The organism is Pseudonocardia sp. D17 (genome assembly GCF_036984265.1).
In the GTDB taxonomy this organism is placed as follows: domain Bacteria; phylum Actinomycetota; class Actinomycetes; order Mycobacteriales; family Pseudonocardiaceae; genus Pseudonocardia; species Pseudonocardia benzenivorans.
Genome location: NZ_BPRG01000141.1, coordinates 277,533 through 295,661, shown reverse-complemented (window position 1 = coordinate 295,661; position 18,129 = coordinate 277,533). Strand labels below are relative to the sequence as shown.

At 73.5% G+C, this 18,129-nt stretch carries 21 protein-coding genes; 10 read left to right on the top strand and 11 right to left on the bottom strand.

Annotated features, from left to right (window positions below; all coding sequences use genetic code 11):
• Nucleotides 1-43 precede the first annotated feature (43 nt).
• Both PSD17_RS22980 and PSD17_RS22975 read left to right on the top strand, forming a co-directional pair.
• Complete coding sequence (locus PSD17_RS22980) at nt 44-1,060, top strand: patatin-like phospholipase family protein (protein WP_013677516.1); 1,017 nt, start codon at nt 44-46, stop codon at nt 1,058-1,060.
• A 255-nt stretch (nt 1,061-1,315) separates the two neighbouring features.
• Entirely contained in the window at nt 1,316-1,810 is a 495-nt protein-coding gene (locus PSD17_RS22975) for a hypothetical protein (RefSeq protein ID WP_143770647.1), read from the top strand.
• Between the two features lie 18 nt (nt 1,811-1,828).
• Here PSD17_RS22975 and PSD17_RS22970 read toward each other — a convergent pair whose 3' ends face one another.
• Both PSD17_RS22970 and PSD17_RS22965 read right to left on the bottom strand, forming a co-directional pair.
• Entirely contained in the window at nt 1,829-2,728 is a 900-nt protein-coding gene (locus tag PSD17_RS22970) for an alpha/beta hydrolase (RefSeq protein WP_013677518.1), read from the bottom strand.
• A gap of 168 nt (nt 2,729-2,896) precedes the next feature.
• A complete protein-coding gene (locus PSD17_RS22965) occupies nt 2,897-3,424 on the bottom strand; it encodes a PaaI family thioesterase (protein WP_013677519.1) in 528 nt (175 codons plus the stop codon).
• A 125-nt stretch (nt 3,425-3,549) separates the two neighbouring features.
• On the opposite strand from PSD17_RS22965, the gene PSD17_RS22960 reads away from it, so the two are divergent.
• Nucleotides 3,550-4,431, top strand: coding sequence for an acyl-CoA thioester hydrolase/BAAT C-terminal domain-containing protein (locus tag PSD17_RS22960; protein ID WP_143770649.1), 882 nt, complete (start codon nt 3,550-3,552; stop codon nt 4,429-4,431).
• Between the two features lie 19 nt (nt 4,432-4,450).
• Here the strand turns inward: PSD17_RS22960 and PSD17_RS22955 are convergent, their stop codons facing one another.
• Nucleotides 4,451-5,041: a helix-turn-helix domain-containing protein gene (locus PSD17_RS22955; protein WP_339124471.1), complete on the bottom strand. Its 591-nt coding sequence runs from the start codon at nt 5,039-5,041 to the stop codon at nt 4,451-4,453.
• Between the two features lie 63 nt (nt 5,042-5,104).
• On the opposite strand from PSD17_RS22955, the gene PSD17_RS22950 reads away from it, so the two are divergent.
• The 3 genes from PSD17_RS22950 to PSD17_RS22940 all read left to right on the top strand — a co-directional run bounded on the left by PSD17_RS22950 (nt 5,105) and on the right by PSD17_RS22940 (nt 6,948).
• On the top strand, nt 5,105-6,082 hold the full coding sequence (locus PSD17_RS22950) for an NAD(P)/FAD-dependent oxidoreductase (protein ID WP_339124470.1): 978 nt from the start codon (nt 5,105-5,107) through the stop codon (nt 6,080-6,082).
• Nucleotides 6,079-6,513 (top strand): GlcG/HbpS family heme-binding protein, encoded by a 435-nt coding sequence (locus tag PSD17_RS22945; RefSeq protein ID WP_013677523.1) that lies wholly within the window; start codon nt 6,079-6,081, stop codon nt 6,511-6,513. The genes PSD17_RS22950 and PSD17_RS22945 overlap by 4 nt, the downstream gene beginning before the upstream one ends.
• Before the next feature lie 66 nt (nt 6,514-6,579).
• Nucleotides 6,580-6,948: a nuclear transport factor 2 family protein gene (locus PSD17_RS22940; protein ID WP_013677524.1), complete on the top strand. Its 369-nt coding sequence runs from the start codon at nt 6,580-6,582 to the stop codon at nt 6,946-6,948.
• Between the two features lie 9 nt (nt 6,949-6,957).
• Here PSD17_RS22940 and PSD17_RS22935 read toward each other — a convergent pair whose 3' ends face one another.
• A complete protein-coding gene (locus tag PSD17_RS22935) occupies nt 6,958-7,422 on the bottom strand; it encodes a phosphatase domain-containing protein (protein WP_013677525.1) in 465 nt (154 codons plus the stop codon).
• A gap of 72 nt (nt 7,423-7,494) precedes the next feature.
• Here PSD17_RS22935 and PSD17_RS22930 point away from each other — a divergent pair, with 72 nt between their 5' ends.
• Nucleotides 7,495-8,271 carry a putative protein N(5)-glutamine methyltransferase gene (locus tag PSD17_RS22930; RefSeq protein ID WP_339124469.1) on the top strand — a complete coding sequence of 259 codons (777 nt, stop codon included), beginning with the start codon at nt 7,495-7,497 and terminating at the stop codon, nt 8,269-8,271.
• A 360-nt stretch (nt 8,272-8,631) separates the two neighbouring features.
• Nucleotides 8,632-9,213, top strand: a complete 582-nt coding sequence (locus tag PSD17_RS22925; protein ID WP_013677527.1) for a TetR/AcrR family transcriptional regulator — start codon at nt 8,632-8,634, stop codon at nt 9,211-9,213.
• 57 nt (nt 9,214-9,270) lie between these two features.
• Here PSD17_RS22925 and PSD17_RS22920 read toward each other — a convergent pair whose 3' ends face one another.
• Nucleotides 9,271-10,068 (bottom strand): TetR/AcrR family transcriptional regulator, encoded by a 798-nt coding sequence (locus PSD17_RS22920; protein ID WP_339124468.1) that lies wholly within the window; start codon nt 10,066-10,068, stop codon nt 9,271-9,273.
• A gap of 159 nt (nt 10,069-10,227) precedes the next feature.
• Here PSD17_RS22920 and PSD17_RS22915 point away from each other — a divergent pair, with 159 nt between their 5' ends.
• Together PSD17_RS22915 and PSD17_RS22910 are read left to right on the top strand one after the other, a co-directional pair.
• A complete protein-coding gene (locus tag PSD17_RS22915; RefSeq protein WP_339124467.1) occupies nt 10,228-10,965 on the top strand; it encodes an SDR family oxidoreductase in 738 nt (245 codons plus the stop codon).
• Nucleotides 10,966-11,608: 643 nt separating this feature from the next.
• A complete protein-coding gene (locus PSD17_RS22910; RefSeq protein ID WP_013677530.1) occupies nt 11,609-11,959 on the top strand; it encodes a MerR family transcriptional regulator in 351 nt (116 codons plus the stop codon).
• A 210-nt stretch (nt 11,960-12,169) separates the two neighbouring features.
• Here the strand turns inward: PSD17_RS22910 and PSD17_RS22905 are convergent, their stop codons facing one another.
• The 6 genes from PSD17_RS22905 to PSD17_RS22880 all read right to left on the bottom strand — a co-directional run bounded on the left by PSD17_RS22905 (nt 12,170) and on the right by PSD17_RS22880 (nt 18,097).
• Nucleotides 12,170-13,336 (bottom strand): acyl-CoA dehydrogenase family protein, encoded by a 1,167-nt coding sequence (locus PSD17_RS22905; protein ID WP_339124466.1) that lies wholly within the window; start codon nt 13,334-13,336, stop codon nt 12,170-12,172.
• Between the two features lie 17 nt (nt 13,337-13,353).
• Nucleotides 13,354-14,121 carry an SDR family NAD(P)-dependent oxidoreductase gene (locus tag PSD17_RS22900; RefSeq protein ID WP_339124465.1) on the bottom strand — a complete coding sequence of 256 codons (768 nt, stop codon included), beginning with the start codon at nt 14,119-14,121 and terminating at the stop codon, nt 13,354-13,356.
• On the bottom strand, nt 14,118-15,668 hold the full coding sequence (locus PSD17_RS22895) for an AMP-binding protein (RefSeq protein ID WP_339124464.1): 1,551 nt from the start codon (nt 15,666-15,668) through the stop codon (nt 14,118-14,120). The genes PSD17_RS22900 and PSD17_RS22895 overlap by 4 nt, the downstream gene beginning before the upstream one ends.
• A gap of 11 nt (nt 15,669-15,679) precedes the next feature.
• Nucleotides 15,680-16,858, bottom strand: coding sequence for a thiolase family protein (locus tag PSD17_RS22890; protein ID WP_339124463.1), 1,179 nt, complete (start codon nt 16,856-16,858; stop codon nt 15,680-15,682).
• A 59-nt stretch (nt 16,859-16,917) separates the two neighbouring features.
• Nucleotides 16,918-17,709 (bottom strand): SDR family oxidoreductase, encoded by a 792-nt coding sequence (locus PSD17_RS22885; protein ID WP_339124462.1) that lies wholly within the window; start codon nt 17,707-17,709, stop codon nt 16,918-16,920.
• 127 nt (nt 17,710-17,836) lie between these two features.
• Complete coding sequence (locus PSD17_RS22880) at nt 17,837-18,097, bottom strand: hypothetical protein (RefSeq protein ID WP_013677536.1); 261 nt, start codon at nt 18,095-18,097, stop codon at nt 17,837-17,839.
• Nucleotides 18,098-18,129: the final 32 nt, after the last annotated feature.

Here is an 18,129-nt window from a genome sequence, read left to right as displayed (position 1 = left end):
GCGCGGTCCCCGTCGGACCCGCGATCGAGTCACAATCGGGAGCATGCACCCGGCTGTGCCGAACGGGTTCCCCGGCGACGGACCCGTGCTCCCGTCCGTGTCGGCCTCGACGCTGTCGGGCGACGACGAGGTGATCCGCGCGCTGCTGCGTCGCCGGGAGGCGGGCAGCGTGCCCGGCGCCCGCACCGACGGGCACCGGATCGCGTGTGTCATCGGCGGGGGCGGGATGCGCGGCGCCTACGCCGGAGGGATGGTCCACGCGCTGGAGACGACCGGCCTCGCCGACGCCTTCGACGTCGTCTACGGGGTCTCGGCGGGGGCGTTCGTCGGCACCGCGCTGGTGCTGGGGCACGGCTACGACTCCGCCCGCATCTTCCCCGACGACATGGCGTGCAAGGAGTTCATCGACCCGCGCCGGCTCGGGACCCGGCGGCCCATGGTGTCGCTGGACCACCTGATCGACGACATCCTGGTGCACGTCAAGCCCGCGGACTGGGAGGCCCTGCGCGACCATCCCGTGCCGCTGCGCGTGCTGGTCACCGATGCCGCCGACATGACCTCGCACGTGCTGGAGCGGCTCCCCACCCGTGAGGACTGGCGGCGGGCCATGCGGGCGACCGCGACCATCCCGTGGCTCGCCGGGCCGCCGGTGCGGATCGGCGACCGCCGCTACATCGACGGCTCGATCTCGGACCCGATGCCCGTGCTGCGCGCGCTGCGCGACGGCGCCACCCACGTGCTCGCGCTGCTCACCCGCACCGTCCCCGAACTGCGCCGCTCCGAGCCCGGGACCCGCCCACCGCTCTGGGCGCGGTCGATCGACGTCGTCGTCCCCGGGCTGGGGGCGATGACCCAGGACGTCCGCCGGCACGCCGACTCGCTCGCCCTGCTCTCCGACGCCGCCCACCCCGACCGCGACGGCGCGCACCTCATGGCGATCACCCCGGCCCGCTCGGCCGGGGTGCGCGGGCTGACGATCGACGTGCCCCGCATCGAGCAGGCCGTCGTACTGGGCCGGGAGGCCGTCGCGTCGGCGTTGCGCGCCGTGTCCCGGGGCTGAGCCGACCCGCCCCGCCCTGCCGCCCGGCCCCCGTCGAGCGCAACCCCACGGTCGTCCCGCGCCCGCAGGCCGACGGTCAGGTTGCGTCGGGCGCGCCGTCACGCGCCGTCGTCCGTGGTCCGGGGATCTCGCCACGGTAGGTGACAGCCGTGTAATTCACCCACACGTCCCCTGTCGATCCACAGGTTGGTCACATCCTGTGGACCGGGCACTGCGCAGCGCGAACCACCCGATAGCCGCGTTGACCCCGCCCCCGTGGCGAGGCGAACCTGGGTCGTGATCCGCGGCCTCCTCGACGACGACAAGATCCACGGCGACCTGCTCCGTGACGCCCGCGACTACGGCGGCCCCGACCTCGTGGCCGACATCGAGCACGAGGCCCTCGCGTGGGTCGACGAGACACATCCGTGGGACGGCGTCGGCGACGAGCCGGGCGAGCGCCGCTCGGCATACCTCGCGGTCTGGTGGCAACGCGTCGACCTCGAGCGCGCGGAGCGGATCGGCACCCTCGTCCGTCGTGACGACGGGCGGTGGCAGCAGATCGGCCCCGCCCGCTGCCCGCACGGCCACCCCTTCGGACCCCGGCGCGTGCTCATCGGCTGGGTGCCCTGCCCCTGCCGCGGCCACCACAGCTGGACCTGCGAGGCACCGGTGGGCGACGGCGTGTGCGGCGCTCAGATCGTCCACCCGGAGCCGGGACCGCGGTGCCGCGAGGTCGGGATCGGCGGCCCGCGGCCCGGTCCGTGGTGACGTCCGGACGCCCGCGGTTCAGGCGCCCAGGTGCTCGACGAACCAGTCGCGCGCCGGGGCCGACGCCTGGTCGAAGCCGTCGACGTACGCGTCGAAGTGCCCGCCCGGCAGGATGACCAGCTTCTTCGGTTCGCGGGCGCTCTCGAAGGCGTCGATCGCGAGGTGGGACGGGGTGAGATGGTCCTCGCGCGCGACGACCATCAGCAGCGGCGTCGGACTGATCCGTGGCAGGTAGCCGCCCGGCTCGTACTCGCCGAGCATCTCCACGGTGCGCAGCGTCACCTCGTTGCGCCAGGACGGGGCGCGCAGCTTGCCGGTCTCGGTGAACCACGTCCAGGAGTCGGGTGTCGGCAGGGCGGAGGGCGCGAGCGGGTCCTCGGCGACCACCGGCACCATCGCGGGCGGGTCGCCTGCGAACCGGGCGACGCGGTCGGCGTCGAACATCTCACGGAAGCCGGCCCGGAAGTCGGCCCTGACCAGCTCACCGATGTTCGCCGACCCGCTGACCAGCGGGACCTGGGCGACGACGGCCTTGACCCGGCGGTCGATCGCGCCGACGACCAGCACGTGCCCGCCCGAGTAGCTGCTGCCCCAGATGCCGATCCGCGTCGCGTCGACGTCGTCGCGGGTCGTGGCGTAGGTGATCGCATGCCGGTAGTCGCGGACCTGCGCCCACGGGTCGATCTCCTGGCGCGGCTCGCCGTCGCTCGCGCCGAAGTTGCGGTTGTCGAAGACGAGCGCGTTGAGCCCCGCGGCGGCGAAGACCTCGGCGAACGAGTCGAGGTACATCTCCTTCACGGCGGAGAACCCGTGGGCCATCACGACGGTCGGCGCCCGGCCGTCGGCGCCCTCGGCCTCGTAGAACCAGCCGCGAAGGACGACGCCCTCGGCGTCGAACTCGATATCACGTCGGGCCATGTGTCGCTCCCCTGGTCGCCCCGGAACCAGCCCGGCGTGTGCCGGGCCGGCCGGTCCCCCGAGGGGTGCGCGGATCTCCTCGTCGAGACCGGTACCCCGACCGTAGGACGACCGAAGGCGACGTGTCTGCGTCCTGACGGGCGTCACCACGGCGGCCGGGCGGCGCCGTCAGGAACCGGGACGGAAGATCATGCAGCTGCTCGTCGCATGCGCGACCAGCCGGTCGGCGGAGTCGAGGATCCGCGCCTCGGCCAGCGCGGTCCGGTTGCCGGCCTGCAGCACCTCACCGACGCAGCGCACCGGTCCCGTCGAGACCGTGATGGGCCGGAGGAACTTCACCGTGAGGTCGAGGCTCGTGTAGTGCACGCCCGCCGGGAGGGTGGACTGCACGGCGCAGCCCGTCGCGGAGTCGAGCAGCGTCGCGTAGACGCCACCGTGCACCGAGCCGATCGGGTTGTAGTGGTACTCCGCGGGCTCGAGGGCGAACTCCACCCGGCCGGCCTCGACCGAGACGAGCGTCAACCCCAGCGTCTCGACGATGGGCGGCGGCGGCAGCTCCCCGGCCGCGAGCCGGCGCAGGAAGGTCAACCCGTCCTCGACGCGGGCTGCCGACGCGGCGATCCGCGGGTCCTCCCACCGGTGGGTGCGGGACCGGACGGCCCCCTCGGGCTCGCGGGGCAGGGACTCGACGGACATGGCCGGACTCCTCGACGGGTGTGCGTGCGTCCTGGCCGACAGTAGAGACTGACGGTTTCGTGACGCAACCGAATCGCGGCGGAGGCCACAGCCCGCCCACGGGGAACGCAGGTAGAACGGGCCCCGTGCGCAGGTGGGGCCTGGTGGTGCTGGCCGGGATGTTGCTGCTCGCCGGATGCTCGGCGGGAACACCCGCCCCGCCGTCGGACCCCTTCGCGATCGACGAGCGCCCCGCGACAGCGGGCTTCTACGGCGAGCTCCACCGTCCACCCGGCGCCACCGACGACCCGATCCGGCGACCGGCGGTGCTCGTCGTCGGCGGGGCGGAGGGCGGCCTCGCGCTCGATCCGCTCGCGGCGGCGTTGGCGCGCAAGGGGTTCGTATCGCTCGCCGTCGGCTACTTCGGGCTCCCGGGGCTGCCCCCGACACTCCGGGAGATCCCGCTCGAGTACTTCGCGACGGCGCTGCGGGTGCTGGCCGCGCAGCCGGGGGTCGACCCGGCGCGGATCGTGGTCTGGGGGGCCTCCCGCGGCAGCGAGGTCGCGCAGCTGCTCGCCGTCGACTTCCCGGCGCTCGTGCGTGGCGTCGTCGCCGACTCCCCCAGCAGCGTCGTGCATGCGTCCAGCCCGTCGCCGCACGTGGCGGCATGGACGCTGGCCGGACGGCCGGTGCCCTGGGCGTCGGTCGCGCACCAGGACGACCCCCGGGCGCCGGGCGCGACGATCGACGACGACGCCGTCGCCGGCCCGATCCTCACCATCTGCGGCGGCGCCGACGCGCTCTGGCCCTCCTGTTCCTTCGCCGACGCCATCGCGGCCCGGTCGCCGCGCGTGACCGAGCTCGACTATCCGGCGGCGGGGCACACGTTCGTCGGGCTGCACCTGCAGGGGGTGCAGGCACCCGGCGTCGCGGCCCGGGTGGCCGCGGCCGGCGGGAGGTCGCAGGCGAACACCGACGCCGCGATCGACGCCTTCGACCGTGCCGTGCGGTTCATCGCCGGCGTCTGACGGGCGCCGGGCTCGACCGCTACGCCCGACGCCCGCTCGCCCGCAGGTGGGCGCGCTCCCCCTGCTTGCCGAACAGGCTCAGCGCCTCGACCGGACGGTCCCCGGTGGCGAAGCCGTGCGGGACGTGGCAGTCGAACTCGGCCGCCTCGCCGACGCCGAGCTGGATCTCCTTGTCGCCCAGCAGGAGCGTGAGCCGGCCGCTCAGGACGTACACCCACTCGAAGCCCTCGTGGGTACGCAGCTCGGTGCACTCCAGGCCGGGCCCGTAGACGAGGCGGTAGGGCCGCGGCTGCACCGGCCCGCGGGTCAGCGGATAGGCGACGGCACTTCCGGTGCGGATCGGCTCGAGGCCGTGGACCCGCGGATCGGGGACGGACGGCTCGGCGCCGACGAGGTCGTCGAGGCCGACGCCGTACGCGCGGGCGATCGGCAGCAACAGCTCGAGCGTCGCCCGGCGGTGTCCGGACTCCAGGCGCGACAGCGTGCTCGTCGAGATCCCGGTGGTGCGGGAGAGGGCCGCGAGGGTGAGGTCGCGCTCGCGGCGCAGCTCCGCGAGGCGCGGGCCGACGCGAGCCAGCACGGCACCCTGATCGGTCGGGTCGGCGGTCATGCATCTTTGCTACTCCGGCAAGGACGTTGGCGCAACAGCACGGCGGCGAGGCACGGTGAGCGCATGACGAACTCGGAGAACCACGACGTCCTGGTGGTCGGCGGTGGCGCCGCGGGGCTGTCGGCCGCACTGATGCTCGGCCGGTCCCGGCGGTCGGTGCTGGTGCTCGACGCCGGCGAACCGCGCAACGCCCCCGCCGCAGGGATTCACGGCCTGCTCGGGCACGAGGGCACCCCGCCGGCCGAGCTGCTGCGCCGCGGCCGGGAGGAGGTCGGGCGGTACGGGGTCGTCGTCCGCCGGGCGCGGGCGGTCGCGGCGACGCGCGACGAGAACGGCTTCACGGTCACCCTCGACGGCGGCGGTGCCGTGCACGCCCGACGCATCGTCCTGGCGACGGGCGTCGTCGACGAGCTGCCCGCCGTCGACGGTCTCGCCGCGCGCTGGGGCCGCGACGTGCTGCACTGCCCGTACTGCCACGGCTGGGAGGTCCGGGATCGGGCGATCGTCGTACTCGCGACCGGCCCGATGGCCGTGCACCAGGCCCTGCTGTTCCACCAGCTCTCGGCCGACGTCACGCTCCTGCTGCACGAACAGCCGGCACTCGACGACGAGCAGGCCGCGGAGCTGGCGGCCGTCGGTGTGCGGGTCGTCGACGGCGCGGTGGCGCGGGTCGTCGTCGAGAACGACGTGCTCACCGGCGTGCAGCTGCGGTCGGGTGAGGTCGTGCCCGCGGAGGCGGTCGCCGTGGGGTCGCGGCCCGTCGCCCGGCGCGACCTGCTCGCCGATCTCGGCCTGGGCCTGCGCGAGCTGCCGGGCGGGACGGGTGCCGCGGTCGAGGCCGACCCGACGGGTGCGACCGCCACGCCCGGCGTCTGGGCCGCCGGCAACCTGACCGACCCGTTCGCGCAGGTCGGCGCGTCGGCGGCGGCCGGGGCGAAGGCGGGTGCGATGGTCAACGCGGATCTCGTCGCGGAGGAGGCGCGCGCGGCCCTCGCACCGACGTCACTCACGGGGGCCGGCGTGGCAGGCTCCCACTCGTGAGCATCACCCTCGAACAGGCCCAGACCGTCGTCACCGCAGCACTCGCCCACGGCACCGAGCAGGGTTTCAACCCGCTGACCGTCGCCGTCCTCGACCCGGGCGGCGCGCTCGTCGCACTGGCCCGCCAGGACGGGTCCGGCAATCTGCGGCCCGATCTCGCCGTCGCCAAGGCCTACGGCGTGCTCGCGCTGGGCATGACCAACCGCGCCATCGCCGCCCGGGCGGCCGACTCCCCCGAGTTCTTCACCTCCGTCGCGACGCTGGCCGGCGGCCGGATCCTGTCGGTCCCCGGCGGCGTGTTCGTGCGCGACGGCGACGGCCGGCTGCTCGGGGCCGTCGGGGTCACCGGCGACGCCTCGCTCAACGACGAGGCCGCCGCCGTGGCCGGCATCCGCGCGGCCGGGCTCGTGCCCGTGACCGGCGCCGAGTAGGGCCGGCTCGCGACGGCGGGCCGATCGGCGGGTGCCGACGCCCGCCGGACGCGGCAGGATCGGGGAATGACCCCCGATCTCGTGCGCGCCTTCGAGAGCGCGGTCAACGCGGTGGACGTCGACGCAGCCGCCGCGCTCGTCACCGACGACGTCGAGGTGGGCGGCCCTCGCGGGGCCGCCCGCGGCGTCGAGGTCCTGCGCAGCTGGGTGGCCGGTTCGGGCATCTCGTTGTCGACCGTGCGGTTCTTCGGCCGCGGCGACGTCGCCGTCGCGCTGCAGGACGCACGCTGGATCGACGACGACAGCACCCGCAGCGTCGCCACCGAGTTCACGGCGCGCGACGGCCGGATCAGCCGCATCGTCCGCCACGACGACGGGCTCGACGCCGCGCTGGCCGCGGCCGGGCTCGGCGAGGCCGACGAGATCGAGTTCTGACCGGCGACGTCACCCGACGAGCGTCGGGAACCGCCGGATCCAGCGCTTCTGCCCCGGCGTCTCGACCGCGCGCGGCCGGTAGTGCCCGCGGACCCAGGCGAGCGCGTCGTCGGCGGGGTGGCCGGCCAGGATCGCCATGCACGCCAGCACCGTCCCGGTGCGCCCCGTGCCGCCGCCGCACGCGACCTCGACCCGTTCGCCCGCCCGCGCCCGCTCGTAGGCGGCGACGACCATCGCGGCGGCACGGGCGTCGTCGCGCGGGGTGCGGAAGTCGGGCCAGTCGATCCACTCGGCGGGCCACGGCGGCGTCCACACCGGGGCGCGGGTGAACCGCCTGCGCGGCGATCCGAGGTAGAGCCCGAACTGCGGGTCGGGGCCGCCGGGCAGCGGCTCACGTCGCCCGCGGCCACGCACCGGCGTGCCGTCGGGCAGGGTCGTCGCCCCCGTCAACCTCGCCCCGCCGTCGACGTCCACCGTGCGATTCTCCCGGCCGGGATCCGGCGGGACGGGACGGGCCCGCCGGCCGGCCGCTGTAGCGTCCGCGATGTGCCCGACGCGTCCGACATCGTCGCGGTCCTGCGCGCGGCAGGCTGTGTGTTCGCCGAGGACGAGGCCGCGGTGCTGCTGGCCGAGGCGCCCTCGCCGGACGCGCTGGCGGCGATGGTCGCGCGGCGCGCCGCGGGCGATCCGCTCGAGCAGATCGTCGGCTGGGCCGGCTTCCGCGGACTGCGCGTGGTCGTCGAGCCCGGGGTCTTCGTGCCGCGGCAGCGCACGTCGTTCCTCGCGGGGCTCGCGGTAGCGGCGACCCGCGACGGTGCGACGGTCGTCGACATGTGCTGCGGGGCCGGTGCCGTCGCGCTGGCGGTGCGGGTCGAGTCGGGCGCCGCGCAGGTGCACGCGGCCGACGTCGATCCCGCGGCGGTGGCCTGCGCCCGGCGCAACCTGCCCCCCGCGACGGTGCACCAGGGCGACCTCTACGCGGCGCTGCCTCCCGACCTGCGCGGACGCGTGGACGTCGTCGTCGCCAACGCGCCCTACGTGCCGACCGCCGCGGTCGCGCTGATGCCGCCGGAGGCCCGGTTGCACGAGCCGATGGTCGCCCTCGACGGCGGCGGCGACGGTCTCGACATCGCGCGCCGGGTCGTCGCCGGCGCACCGCAGTGGCTGGTCGCGGGCGGCGTACTGCTCGTCGAGACCAGCGACGAGCAGGCGTCCGTCCTGCGGGACGTGTTCGCCCGCAACGGTTTCGCCGCGAGCGTCGAGTCCGACGACGAGATCGGCGCCACCGCGGTGCGAGGCGTGCTCGACGGCCGTCGGGGTTGACCGGGGCCGCGCCGGTGGCGACGTGGCCCGCGCCTGCTGGATCGATCGGTCCGGCGCCCTGAACCGGGAGCCCCGAGCTGTCACACAGCGAGGGGCTGCCCCCGAGTGGACCGATCGATACACTCGTGGCGTGGCACCCGACCGAGGATCGACGTGCGCGCGTTCGACGGCGTCGACGCGACCCGACCACCGCCCCCGACAGCCCGTGGCCGGCCGTCGTCCGGGCCACCCGGCCCGGCCGGTGCGCGGCGACGGACCCCGGTTCCCGCGGCCGACCGTTGCGGCCGCTGCGGCCGGAGAACGCGCCGGTAGCCTGTCGCCGACCTGGGCGACCGCGGGTGGGACGGACGGTATCGGACGATGACGGGCACGACCTACTACGAGGTCAACCGGGAGCGGGTCATCGCCGCGGCGGCGGAGCTGTTCGCGCGCAACGGCTACCACGGGACCGGCATGGCCGAGCTGGGCCGGGCCGTCGAGCTCGGCCGCGGCGCCCTGTACCGGTACATCGGCAGCAAGGAAGCGGTCCTCTACGCGATCAGCAAGGACCAGGTCGACAAGATGAACCGCTACGCCGAGGAGGTGCTCGACCGCGGCCTCGAGCCCCGCGAGGTGCTGCGTGAGATGGCCCGCGGCCTCCTGCGCAACATCGCCGACCATCGCGCGGAGTGGGCGGTGTTCTTCCGCGAGTACAACGCGCTCACCGGCGAGCGCCGCGACGAGGTCATCGCCGCCCGGGAACGCTACGAGGGCTACTGGCGCCAGGCGCTCGACCGCGGCGTGCGCGAGGGGACGCTGCGCCCGACGCCCCGACTGCTCGTCAAGGGCATCCTCGGGATGCTCAACTACACCTACCTGTGGTTCACCCCCGACGGCGAGCTGACGCCCGAGGAGCTGGCCGATCTCTTCCTCGACGCGCTCATCGACGGCATCCACAGCTGACGGTCGGAGCGCCCGGTACGAGCGGGACGGGCCGGGGCGAGCCGCCGCCCGTGCCCGTCAGGCGCCGGCGCCGAGCAGGTCGAGCCACTTGAGCAGGAGCTGCTGCTCCTCGTCGCCGAGCGGCGACGACGACTCGGCGCGCAGCTGGGCCGCGAGCCGGATCGCGACCGGGCCGATGTCGGCGCCGGCCGTCTCGGGCCCCGAGCGCCCCTGCTCGCGGAAACGGCCCTGCCCGTCGAGGCAGCCCTGCTCGCCGGGGCTGCGCGGCTCGTCGAGGCCGGCCGGCTCGTCGGGGCTGCCCGGCTCGTCGAGGCACGCGGCGAAGACGGCGTCGCGCACGCTCGTGGACAGCTGCGGGTCGGAGTACAGGTCGGGACGGACCAGGACCGCGAGCGCCACCCCGACGTTGGCGGACAGGATGCGCTGCGCCGCGAGCGGCGCCGGCAGCCGCAGGACACCGGCGCGGGCACAGCGTTCGAGCGTCGCGGACAGCAGCCCGAAGATCGTCTCCGGCGCCTCCGGTCGCCGCGTGAGCGTCGGCGAGAACATGAGCCGGTAGACGGCCGGGTTCTCGAGCGCGAAGGCGATGTGGTCGTCCCATCCCGCCCGCAGGTCGGCGACCGGGTCCTCGGTCGTCTCCAGCGCGCGTTTGCGCTCGACGTAGCGCTCGAAGCCGTGGTCGACGAGCGCGGCGAGCAGGCCCGCCTTGTCGCCGAAGATCCGGTACAGCGCCGGCTGGCCGACGCCGACCGCCTCGCAGACGGCGCGGGTCGAGACGTCGTTGTCGTCCGACGCGGCCAGCTGCTGCTCGGCGGCTCGCAGCATCCGCAGGCGCAGGGTGGGGGCTTCCGTCACCGTATCGACGTTACGCGTCGCTCGGACCGATGACCCGCACCGAGGCGTATCAATGATACGCATCACACAGGGCAACGATACGATGTGCCGTATCGTTGATACCATCGAAGGATATCGGCGCTTCGCAGCTGCGAGGCCGGAGACGAAAAGGTGAGACCCATGAGGGACGGCACCCCGCGCGTGGCACTCGTGACCGGCGGCACCGGCGGGATCAGTGAAGCCGTCGTCCACGCGCTCGTCGACGACGGGTTCGCCGTCGCAGTGCACTACGCGGGCAACAAGACCAAGGCGGACACCCTCGTCGAGACCATCACCGCCGCCGGCGGGCGGGCCGTCGCGGTCGGTGGCGACGTCGCCGACGAGCACGCCATGGCTGCCGCGTTCGACGCGGTCGAGTCGGCGTTCGGCGGGATCGACGTCGTCGTCAACACCGCCGGCATCATGGTCCTCGGGCCGATCGCCGACTACGACCTCGACCAGTTCGACCGAATCGTCCGCACCAACCTGCGGGGCACGTTCGTCGTGTCCCAGCTGGCCGCGCGCCACGTCCGCGACGGCGGCGCGATCATCAACTTCTCGACGTCGGTGACCCGGACCCAGCTCCCGAAGTACGGGCCCTACGTGGCGACCAAGGCAGCGGTCGAGGGCCTCACCCTCATCCTCGCCCGTGAGCTGCGTGGTCGTGACATCACGGTCAACACCGTCGCGCCCGGACCCACCGCAACGCCGCTGTTCTTCGACAGCAACACCGAGCAGACCGTCGCCGCCCTGACCAACGCCACCCCGCTCGAACGGCTCGGGCGGCCCGAGGACATCGCCTCGACGGTGGCCCAGCTGGCCGGTCCCGCGCGCTGGACGAACGGGCAGACCGTGTTCGTCAACGGCGGCCTCGCCTGATCTCGTCGCGCGGTCCTCGTCCGTGCCCGCCACCCTCCCCTCGCCACGTCGGTGTCGACCGGCTGCGCCGCCGGCCGACCGCACGGCGCGAGGCCGGCCAACGGATCCGACCGCTCGCACACGACGACACCCGCAGCGACCCCTCGCCGGCGCCGGCGGCGACGTCCAGCGCCATAGCCGCCCTCGGCGCGTCGAGCAGGAGACACCTGGACGCCTCGATCCCATGAAATCTCACTCAGCTGAGGTAGACATTCTCGACCGGCCGCGGGTAGGCTTCCGTCCGTCGAGATGAGAGGTCCAGAGGCGCGGGAGATGACGTAACTACCCGCGGAGCAACACCAGCAAGTCAGCAACACCAGCAAGTCAGCAACACCAGCAAGTCAGCAACACCAGCAAGTCGGAAAAACTGAGGAGAAGGAGAGGCACACGCTGTCAGACCCGCGGGTTCGCCTGGCGAACACGACGGGTATCGCGACCTGTCGGAATGGAAGGTGGATATCGGTATAAGCGGTCCTGTGCCCGCGAGCGGTTTCCGAGTTCTGCGGGTCGAGGAACCGGCATCTGATGCCGGTTGATGGTGTTGAACAGCTGATCCTGGGGCCCCGGTGCGACTGCACCGGGGCCCCTCGTCTACGGAGGCGCGATGGCCCCAGATTCTGAAACCGCGGCCGACAGGCTCGACGACGAGCATTATCCCGCCTACACGATGGGCCGCGCCGCGGAAATGCTCGGGACGTCCGCAGGGTTCCTGCGCAGTCTCGACGAGGTGAAACTGCTCGTGCCACAGCGCTCGGCCGGGGGACACCGCCGCTACTCCCGCTATCAGCTGAGACTGGCCGCGCGGGTGCGGGCCTTGATCGACGAAGGCCTGGGGCTGGACGCGGCCTGCCGGATCGTCATTCTCGAGGACCAGCTCGAGGAAGCCCGGCGCATCAACGCCGAGCTACACCGGCGTGACCGGACAGGTGAACCCATCACGCCTGACCCGACCTGATCCGGAGCATTCTCCTCCGACAGCACGGGCCGCCACCGATGAGGGAGTCGTCCTCCCCACGGCGCTCTCGGACGCCGACACCGCGAATCCCGATCACGCCGCTGAGCGGTGCTCGCCGAGCAGTACGACGTCGACGTGGTCGTCCACCGCGGGGCCGGCTTCCGACCGGGCCGACCGGTCGGGAGCCACTCGCCCGCGCGGCGGGCGCCGTCAGCGGGTCGCGCTGTCGAAGGCGTCGTCGAAGGTGAAGCCGTCGAGCAGCTGGCGCGCCGCCACCAGGTACTGGACGGTCGGGGGGCCCTCCTCCAACCAGTTCAGCCGCGCGTCGCGGTAGAGCCGCTCGATCGGGTACTTGCGGGTGTAGCCGATGCCGCCGTGGACGAGCAGCGCCCGGTCGGTGACGCGGCCGACCGCCTCGAGCCCGAACTGCTTGACCAGGCTCGACTCGGCCGGCACCCGCTGGTCCCGGTCCCACTTGGCGGCGACGTCGGCGAGCATCCCGCGCAGCGCGTACACGTCGGTCGCCATCTCGGCGAGATAGCGCTGGATCGCCTGCCGCTCGCCGATCGGCCGGCCGAAGGTCACCCGCTCCTTCGCGAACCGCAGCGACAGGTCGAGGGCCCGGGTCGCGGTCCCCAGCGACGACGCCGCGATGAAGACGCGGCTGATCTCGAGGGCGCGCTCGAGGTGCGCGATCCCCTCGCCCTCCGCCCCGACCAGGTTCGCGGCGGGGACGCGCACGTCGGTGAACGTGAGCTCGCCGTGCTCGGCGCCCTTGCAGCCCATCGTCTCGGGCAGCGGCGCGATCGTGAAGCCGGGGGCGTCACGCGGAACGATGATCGCCGAGACCTCCCGGTCGGCGGTCTTGGCGAGCACCAGGAAGTGCGACGCGATGTCGGAGTTCGTGATGAGCCACTTGCGGCCGTCGAGCACGTACTCGTCGCCGTCGCGCCGCGCCTGGGTCGACAGGTCCATCCCGGTGCCGTTGCCCGGCTCGGTCAGCGCGAACGCCAGCGACTTCTCCCCGACGGCGGCGCCGGGCAGGATCGCCTGCTTCTGCTCCTCGCTCCCGATCTCCGAGAGGGCGTGCGCGAAGGAGTTGTGCACGTGCACGATGGCGCGGATACCGCCCTGGATCTTCGCGAACTCGGCGAGGATCGGCAGGTACTGGGCGATCGACAACCCCGCGCCGCCGTACTCGCGGGGGATGATCAGACCGAACGCGCCGCAGGCCCGCAGCGCCGGCAGGACGACGTCGTAGGGGATCGACTCGGTGTCCTCGATCTGGTGCTCGAGGGGATCGAGCTCGTTCCAGATCGTGGTGAAGACCGACTCGCGCAGCTTGTCGTACTCGTCGGCCGGCAGACCAACGTTCACGGGATTCCTCCTCGGGTTCACAGGGACCAGCCGCCGTCGGCGGCCAGCACGGTGCCGGTGCAGAACGTCGCGTCCTCGGACAGGAAGACCGCGGCCCGCGCGATCTCGTCCACGGTCCCGAACCGGCCCAGCAGCGTGGCCTCGGCGATCGTGGCGCGGGAGCCTTCGGGGACCGCCGCAGTCATGTCCGTGTCCACGAAGCCCGGCGCCAGGACGTTGACGCGCACCCCCGTCGCGGCCAGCTCCTTGGCCAGGGAGCGCGCGAAGCCGACCAGGGCGGCCTTGGTGCTCGCGTACGCGGTGTCGCCGGGGAAGCCCACGTGGCCGACCACGGACCCGACCAGCACGATGCTGGCGTCGTTCCCCTCCTGGAGCAGCGGCACCGCCGCGCGGACGACGGCGGCCGTGCCGCGGAGATTGGTCTCGACGACCGCCCACCACGCGTCGGGATCCATCCGGGTGAGCCGCCCGCCGTCCCACACGGCCGCGTTCAGCACCAGGGAGTCGAGCCGCCCCCAGGTCGCGCGCACCTGCTCGACCGCGTCGACCGCGCTGTCGGGGTCGCCGAGGTCGAGGTGCACCGGCAGGACCCGGTCCGGATGCGCGGTCGCCAGCTTCTCGACGCCGTCGCGGCCCGATCGGTACGCGCCCGCGACCCGGACGCCCCGGTCGAGGAGATGGCGTGCGATGCCCGCCCCGATGCCCCGCGACGCCCCCGTGACCAGCGAGGTCCGGTCGGCGGCGGTCCGGTCGGCGGCGGTCCGGTCGGGACTGTCCTGGCTCATGCGGTCGGTCCCACCTTCTCCAGCCGGTGCTTCTGCACCTTCCCGGATGTCGTCCTCGGCAGCGGCTGCGTCGTGAGGCGGTAGCGCCGCGGCACCTTGAAACCCGCCAGCGTGCCCCTCAGGTACTCCCGGACGGACTCGCCGTCGAGGTGCGCGTCGGCGCGGAGCACGACGTGGGCGACCCCGACCTCACCCCACTTCTCGTCGGGCTCGCCGACGACGGCGGCCTCGACGACGTCGGGATGCGCGGCGAGCACCCGTTCGATCTCGGCCGGGTAGACGTTGAGGCCACCGGTGATGATCATGTCCTTGGCGCGGCCCGCCATGTGGACGAAGCCGTCGTCGTCGTAGCGGGCGAGGTCGCCGGTGTGCAGCCACCCGTCGGCGAGGGTCTCGGCGGTCGCCTCCGGCTTGTCGTGGTACCCGATCATGCTCGCCGGCGAGCGGCAGATGATCTGGCCGACCGTGTTCGGAGGGACGTCGACGTCGTTCTCGTCGACGATCCTGACGACCGCGGCGGAGCACGCCCTGCCCGTCGACCCGGGCCGCGCGGCGGCGTCCTTGCCGGACATGAGCAGCATCAGCGTCGGGAACTCGCTCATCCCGTAGACCTGCAGCACGTCACACGCGGGCAGCTTCGCCTTGAGGCCCTCCAGCGACGACGGCGGCACCGGCTCCCCGCCCGAGAGCACCATGCGCAGCGACGACGTGTCGTACCTGTCGAACCCGGGATGGTCCAGCACGCGCTTGAGCACCGTCGGCACCAGCAGCACCTTGGTGACGCCGTGCCTCTCGACCTGCTCGAGGAAGGCGCCCGCGTCGAACCCGGTGCTGCGCCCGAGCACCACGCGCCCACCGCGCCAGAGCGTCGCGAGGGCGCAGTCGTGGAACCCGGCGGCCCAGCACAGCGCCGGGACGACGTAGTAGACGTCGTCGGTACGCAGGTCGAAGTCCACGATCTGGTGGTAGGAGTTCCACAGCACCGTCGAGTGGGTGTGCATGGCGCCCTTGGGGAAGCCCGTGGTGCCGGAGGTGTACTGCAGCAGGAACAGGTCGTCGGCACGGACGTCTGGCAGGGCGAAGGCCGCGGCGGTCCCGGGCTCGGCCACGAGGTCCTCGTAGGCCGTGCCGATGCCCGTCGGCGCCCCCACCTCGACGATCGTCCGTCCGGTGAGCTGGTCGACGATCGGCGCGACGGCCGGGGCGAGCGCGTCCTCGACCACGATCCAGCGGGAGTCGGAGTCCTCGACGATGTACTGCATCTCCGACGGGGCCAGCAGGTAGTTGACCGGGACGAGCACGCCGCCGAGCTTGGCCAGCGCGAAGAACAGCTCGACCCACTCGAGCCGGTTGTACATGATCACCGAGACCCGGTCGCCCTTGCGGAAGCCGGCCGCGGCCAGTCCGGCGGCCAGCGCCGTCGAACGCGCGTCCAGCTCGCCGTAGGTCATGTCCCGGCCGTCGAAGGTCAGGGCCGTCGTGCCGGGGCCGGCGCCGGCGTCGGTGACGGCCTTGGTCAGGAGGTCGCGCAGGGTGTAGGCGTCCATCTCGGGTGTCCTCAGATCCGCTCGATGATCGTCGCGTTCGCCATCCCGCCCCACTCGCACATGGTCTGCAGGCCGAACCGGGCCCGGCGCTGCTCCAGCGCGCCGACGAGGGTGGTCAGGATCCGGGCGCCGCTCGCGCCGAGCGGGTGCCCGAGGGCGATGGCGCCGCCGTGGACGTTGAGCCGGTCGTGCTCGACCTTCATGTCCTGCATCCAGGCCAGCGGGACCGAGGCGAACGCCTCGTTCACCTCGAAGAGGTCGATGTCGTCGACGGTCAGGCCGGCCCGCTCGAGCACCTTCCGCGTCGCGGGCACGACCCCCATGAGCATCACGATCGGGTCGTCGCCCACCACCGCGGTCTCGTGCACCCGCGCCCTGGGCGTGAGGCCGAGCTGTTCCGCCCGCTCGGCGCTCATCATCAGCACGCCCGCGGCGCCGTCGGTCAGCGGCGAGGAGTTGCCGGGCGTGATCCTCCAGTCGATCTCGGGGAACCGCTCGGCCATGGCCTCGCTGCGGAACGACGGCCGGAGCCCGGCCAGGCCGTCGACGGTCGTCGTCGCCCGGATGGTCTCGTCGACGGTCAGGTCCGGCGCGTCGGTCACCGTCACGAGATCCGTGGCGAACGTCTCGGCTGCCGCGGCGGACCGTCTGTGGGACTCGGCCGAGTAGGCGTCGAGCTCCTCGCGCCCGAGCTGCCACCGCGCGCAGATCAGCTCCGCGGAGATGCCCTGTCCCACGAGCCCGCCCGGGAAGCGACGCTCGATGCGCTCACCGAGATGGTCCGCGCCCTGCGCGTCGGAGTGCATCGGCACCCGGGACATCGACTCGACCCCGCAGGCGATGACGACGTCGGCCGCGCCCGCCCGGATGGCGTGCGCCGCGAAGGACACGGCCTGCTGGCTGGACCCGCACTGGCGGTCGACGGTGGTGGCCGGCACCGACAGCGGGAACCCAGCCGCGAGGACCGCGGTCCGGGTCGGGTTGACGGCCTGCTCGCCGGCCTTGGTCACGCAGCCGCCGATGACGTCGTCGACGAGGGCGGGATCGAGCCCGTTGCGTTCGACCAGGGCGGCGAGCACGTCCGCGAGAAGCGCCACCGGATGGACGTGGTGGAGCGCACCGCCCTTCTTGCCCTTGCCGACGGGGGTGCGCAGCACGTCGACGATGACGGCGTCGCGTGGGGTGCTCATGCAGTCCTGCCTTTCCGGGGCGGCGGGCCCCTGCGTTGCGGACACGGGAGCGGGCGGGGTCAGCCGTTGCGGTGTGTGCCGATCGGCAGCCGTGACGGAAGCTCCGGCATCGGCGTGCCGGTGCGTCCCCCCGGCACCCCCGGGAACCGGTAGGGCAACGGTGCGCGGCCGGGCTGTACGACCACGACCTCGCCGGGATCGTCGCCCAGCGCGCACGCGACGAGCGCCGCCGCGACGTCGGCGACGCTCACCAGCGGGAACTCCAGGCGGTCGAGCTCCTCACGGGCGGCGCCGAGCATGGCGGTGTCGACCAGCCCGGGGCACACTGCGTGCAGCCCGACGCCCCTCGCGGCGAGCGTGGGCGCGTACCCGCGGACCAGCCCGATGATCGCGTGCTTGGTCATCGCGTACACCGGGTCGAACGGGACCGCGGTGAGGCCTGCCAGCGAGGCGGTGACGACGGCGTGCCCGCCCGCGGACTGCAGCAGCGGCACGAGCGCGCGCAGCCCGAACACGGCGCCGTCGACGTTGACCGACCAGGCCCGGCGATAGGACGTCAGGTCCAGGTCGAGGATTTCGGCCTCGCCGAGCGCCACACCGGCGTTGAACACCGCGGCGTCCAGCCGGAGGCCGCGGCCGGTGAGATGGTCGACGACGGCGCGCCAGGCGTCCGGGTCGCCGACGTCGAGGGGCACCGACGTGCCGCCGACCTCCTCGGCGGTGGCCTGCGCGCGGTCGCGGTCGATGTCGGCGACGACGACGTGCAGGCCGTGGCCGGCCAGCAGACGCACCACCTCACGGCCGATGTCGCCGGCCCCTCCGGTGACCACCGCCGCCGGTCGCGGCGTCACCGCGGACCGTCCGTGGTGCCGCTCGTCGGATGACACGTGCTCATGGGTCGCCTTCTGCGTGAGATCGGTCGGGACGGAGCGCTCCGGCCGGATGACCCGGCCGGAGCGCCCACGGGTGGCGGGCCGGCTAGCCGGCGCGGGTACCCGACCAGCCCCAGGTCGCCGGGCGCCACGGCGGCCAGTGGTCGTCGTCGGCGGGGACGTCGACGGCGAGGTGGTGGAAGCAGTCCTGGCACTTGGTGACCATGCGCGGGCCGATGTAGTTGGCCACCGGATAACGGGCCACCGCGGTGGATCCGCACTCCGGGCAGGTCGCGTCGACCGGCACCCGGGTGACGGAGATGCGCTCCTCGGTCGGCCGCGCGAAGAGCATCCGTTCAACGCCCATGGCGGGCTCCTTCCTGGGCGGGGAGGGCCGGC

Excerpts from the sequence above, each read along its gene's own strand:
- PSD17_RS22980 (WP_013677516.1), top strand. The coding sequence starts at position 44 with ATGCACCCGGCTGTGCCGAACGGGTTCCCCGGCGACGGACCCGTGCTC.
- PSD17_RS22970 (WP_013677518.1), bottom strand. The coding sequence starts at position 2,728 with ATGGCCCGACGTGATATCGAGTTCGACGCCGAGGGCGTCGTCCTTCGC.
- PSD17_RS22965 (WP_013677519.1), bottom strand. The coding sequence starts at position 3,424 with ATGTCCGTCGAGTCCCTGCCCCGCGAGCCCGAGGGGGCCGTCCGGTCC.
- PSD17_RS22955 (WP_339124471.1), bottom strand. The coding sequence starts at position 5,041 with ATGACCGCCGACCCGACCGATCAGGGTGCCGTGCTGGCTCGCGTCGGC.
- PSD17_RS22950 (WP_339124470.1), top strand. The coding sequence starts at position 5,105 with ATGACGAACTCGGAGAACCACGACGTCCTGGTGGTCGGCGGTGGCGCC.
- PSD17_RS22940 (WP_013677524.1), top strand. The coding sequence starts at position 6,580 with ATGACCCCCGATCTCGTGCGCGCCTTCGAGAGCGCGGTCAACGCGGTG.
- PSD17_RS22925 (WP_013677527.1), top strand. The coding sequence starts at position 8,632 with ATGACGGGCACGACCTACTACGAGGTCAACCGGGAGCGGGTCATCGCC.
- PSD17_RS22915 (WP_339124467.1), top strand. The coding sequence starts at position 10,228 with ATGAGGGACGGCACCCCGCGCGTGGCACTCGTGACCGGCGGCACCGGC.
- PSD17_RS22910 (WP_013677530.1), top strand. The coding sequence starts at position 11,609 with ATGGCCCCAGATTCTGAAACCGCGGCCGACAGGCTCGACGACGAGCAT.
- PSD17_RS22900 (WP_339124465.1), bottom strand. The coding sequence starts at position 14,121 with ATGAGCCAGGACAGTCCCGACCGGACCGCCGCCGACCGGACCGCCGCC.
- PSD17_RS22895 (WP_339124464.1), bottom strand. The coding sequence starts at position 15,668 with ATGGACGCCTACACCCTGCGCGACCTCCTGACCAAGGCCGTCACCGAC.
- PSD17_RS22890 (WP_339124463.1), bottom strand. The coding sequence starts at position 16,858 with ATGAGCACCCCACGCGACGCCGTCATCGTCGACGTGCTGCGCACCCCC.
- PSD17_RS22880 (WP_013677536.1), bottom strand. The coding sequence starts at position 18,097 with ATGGGCGTTGAACGGATGCTCTTCGCGCGGCCGACCGAGGAGCGCATC.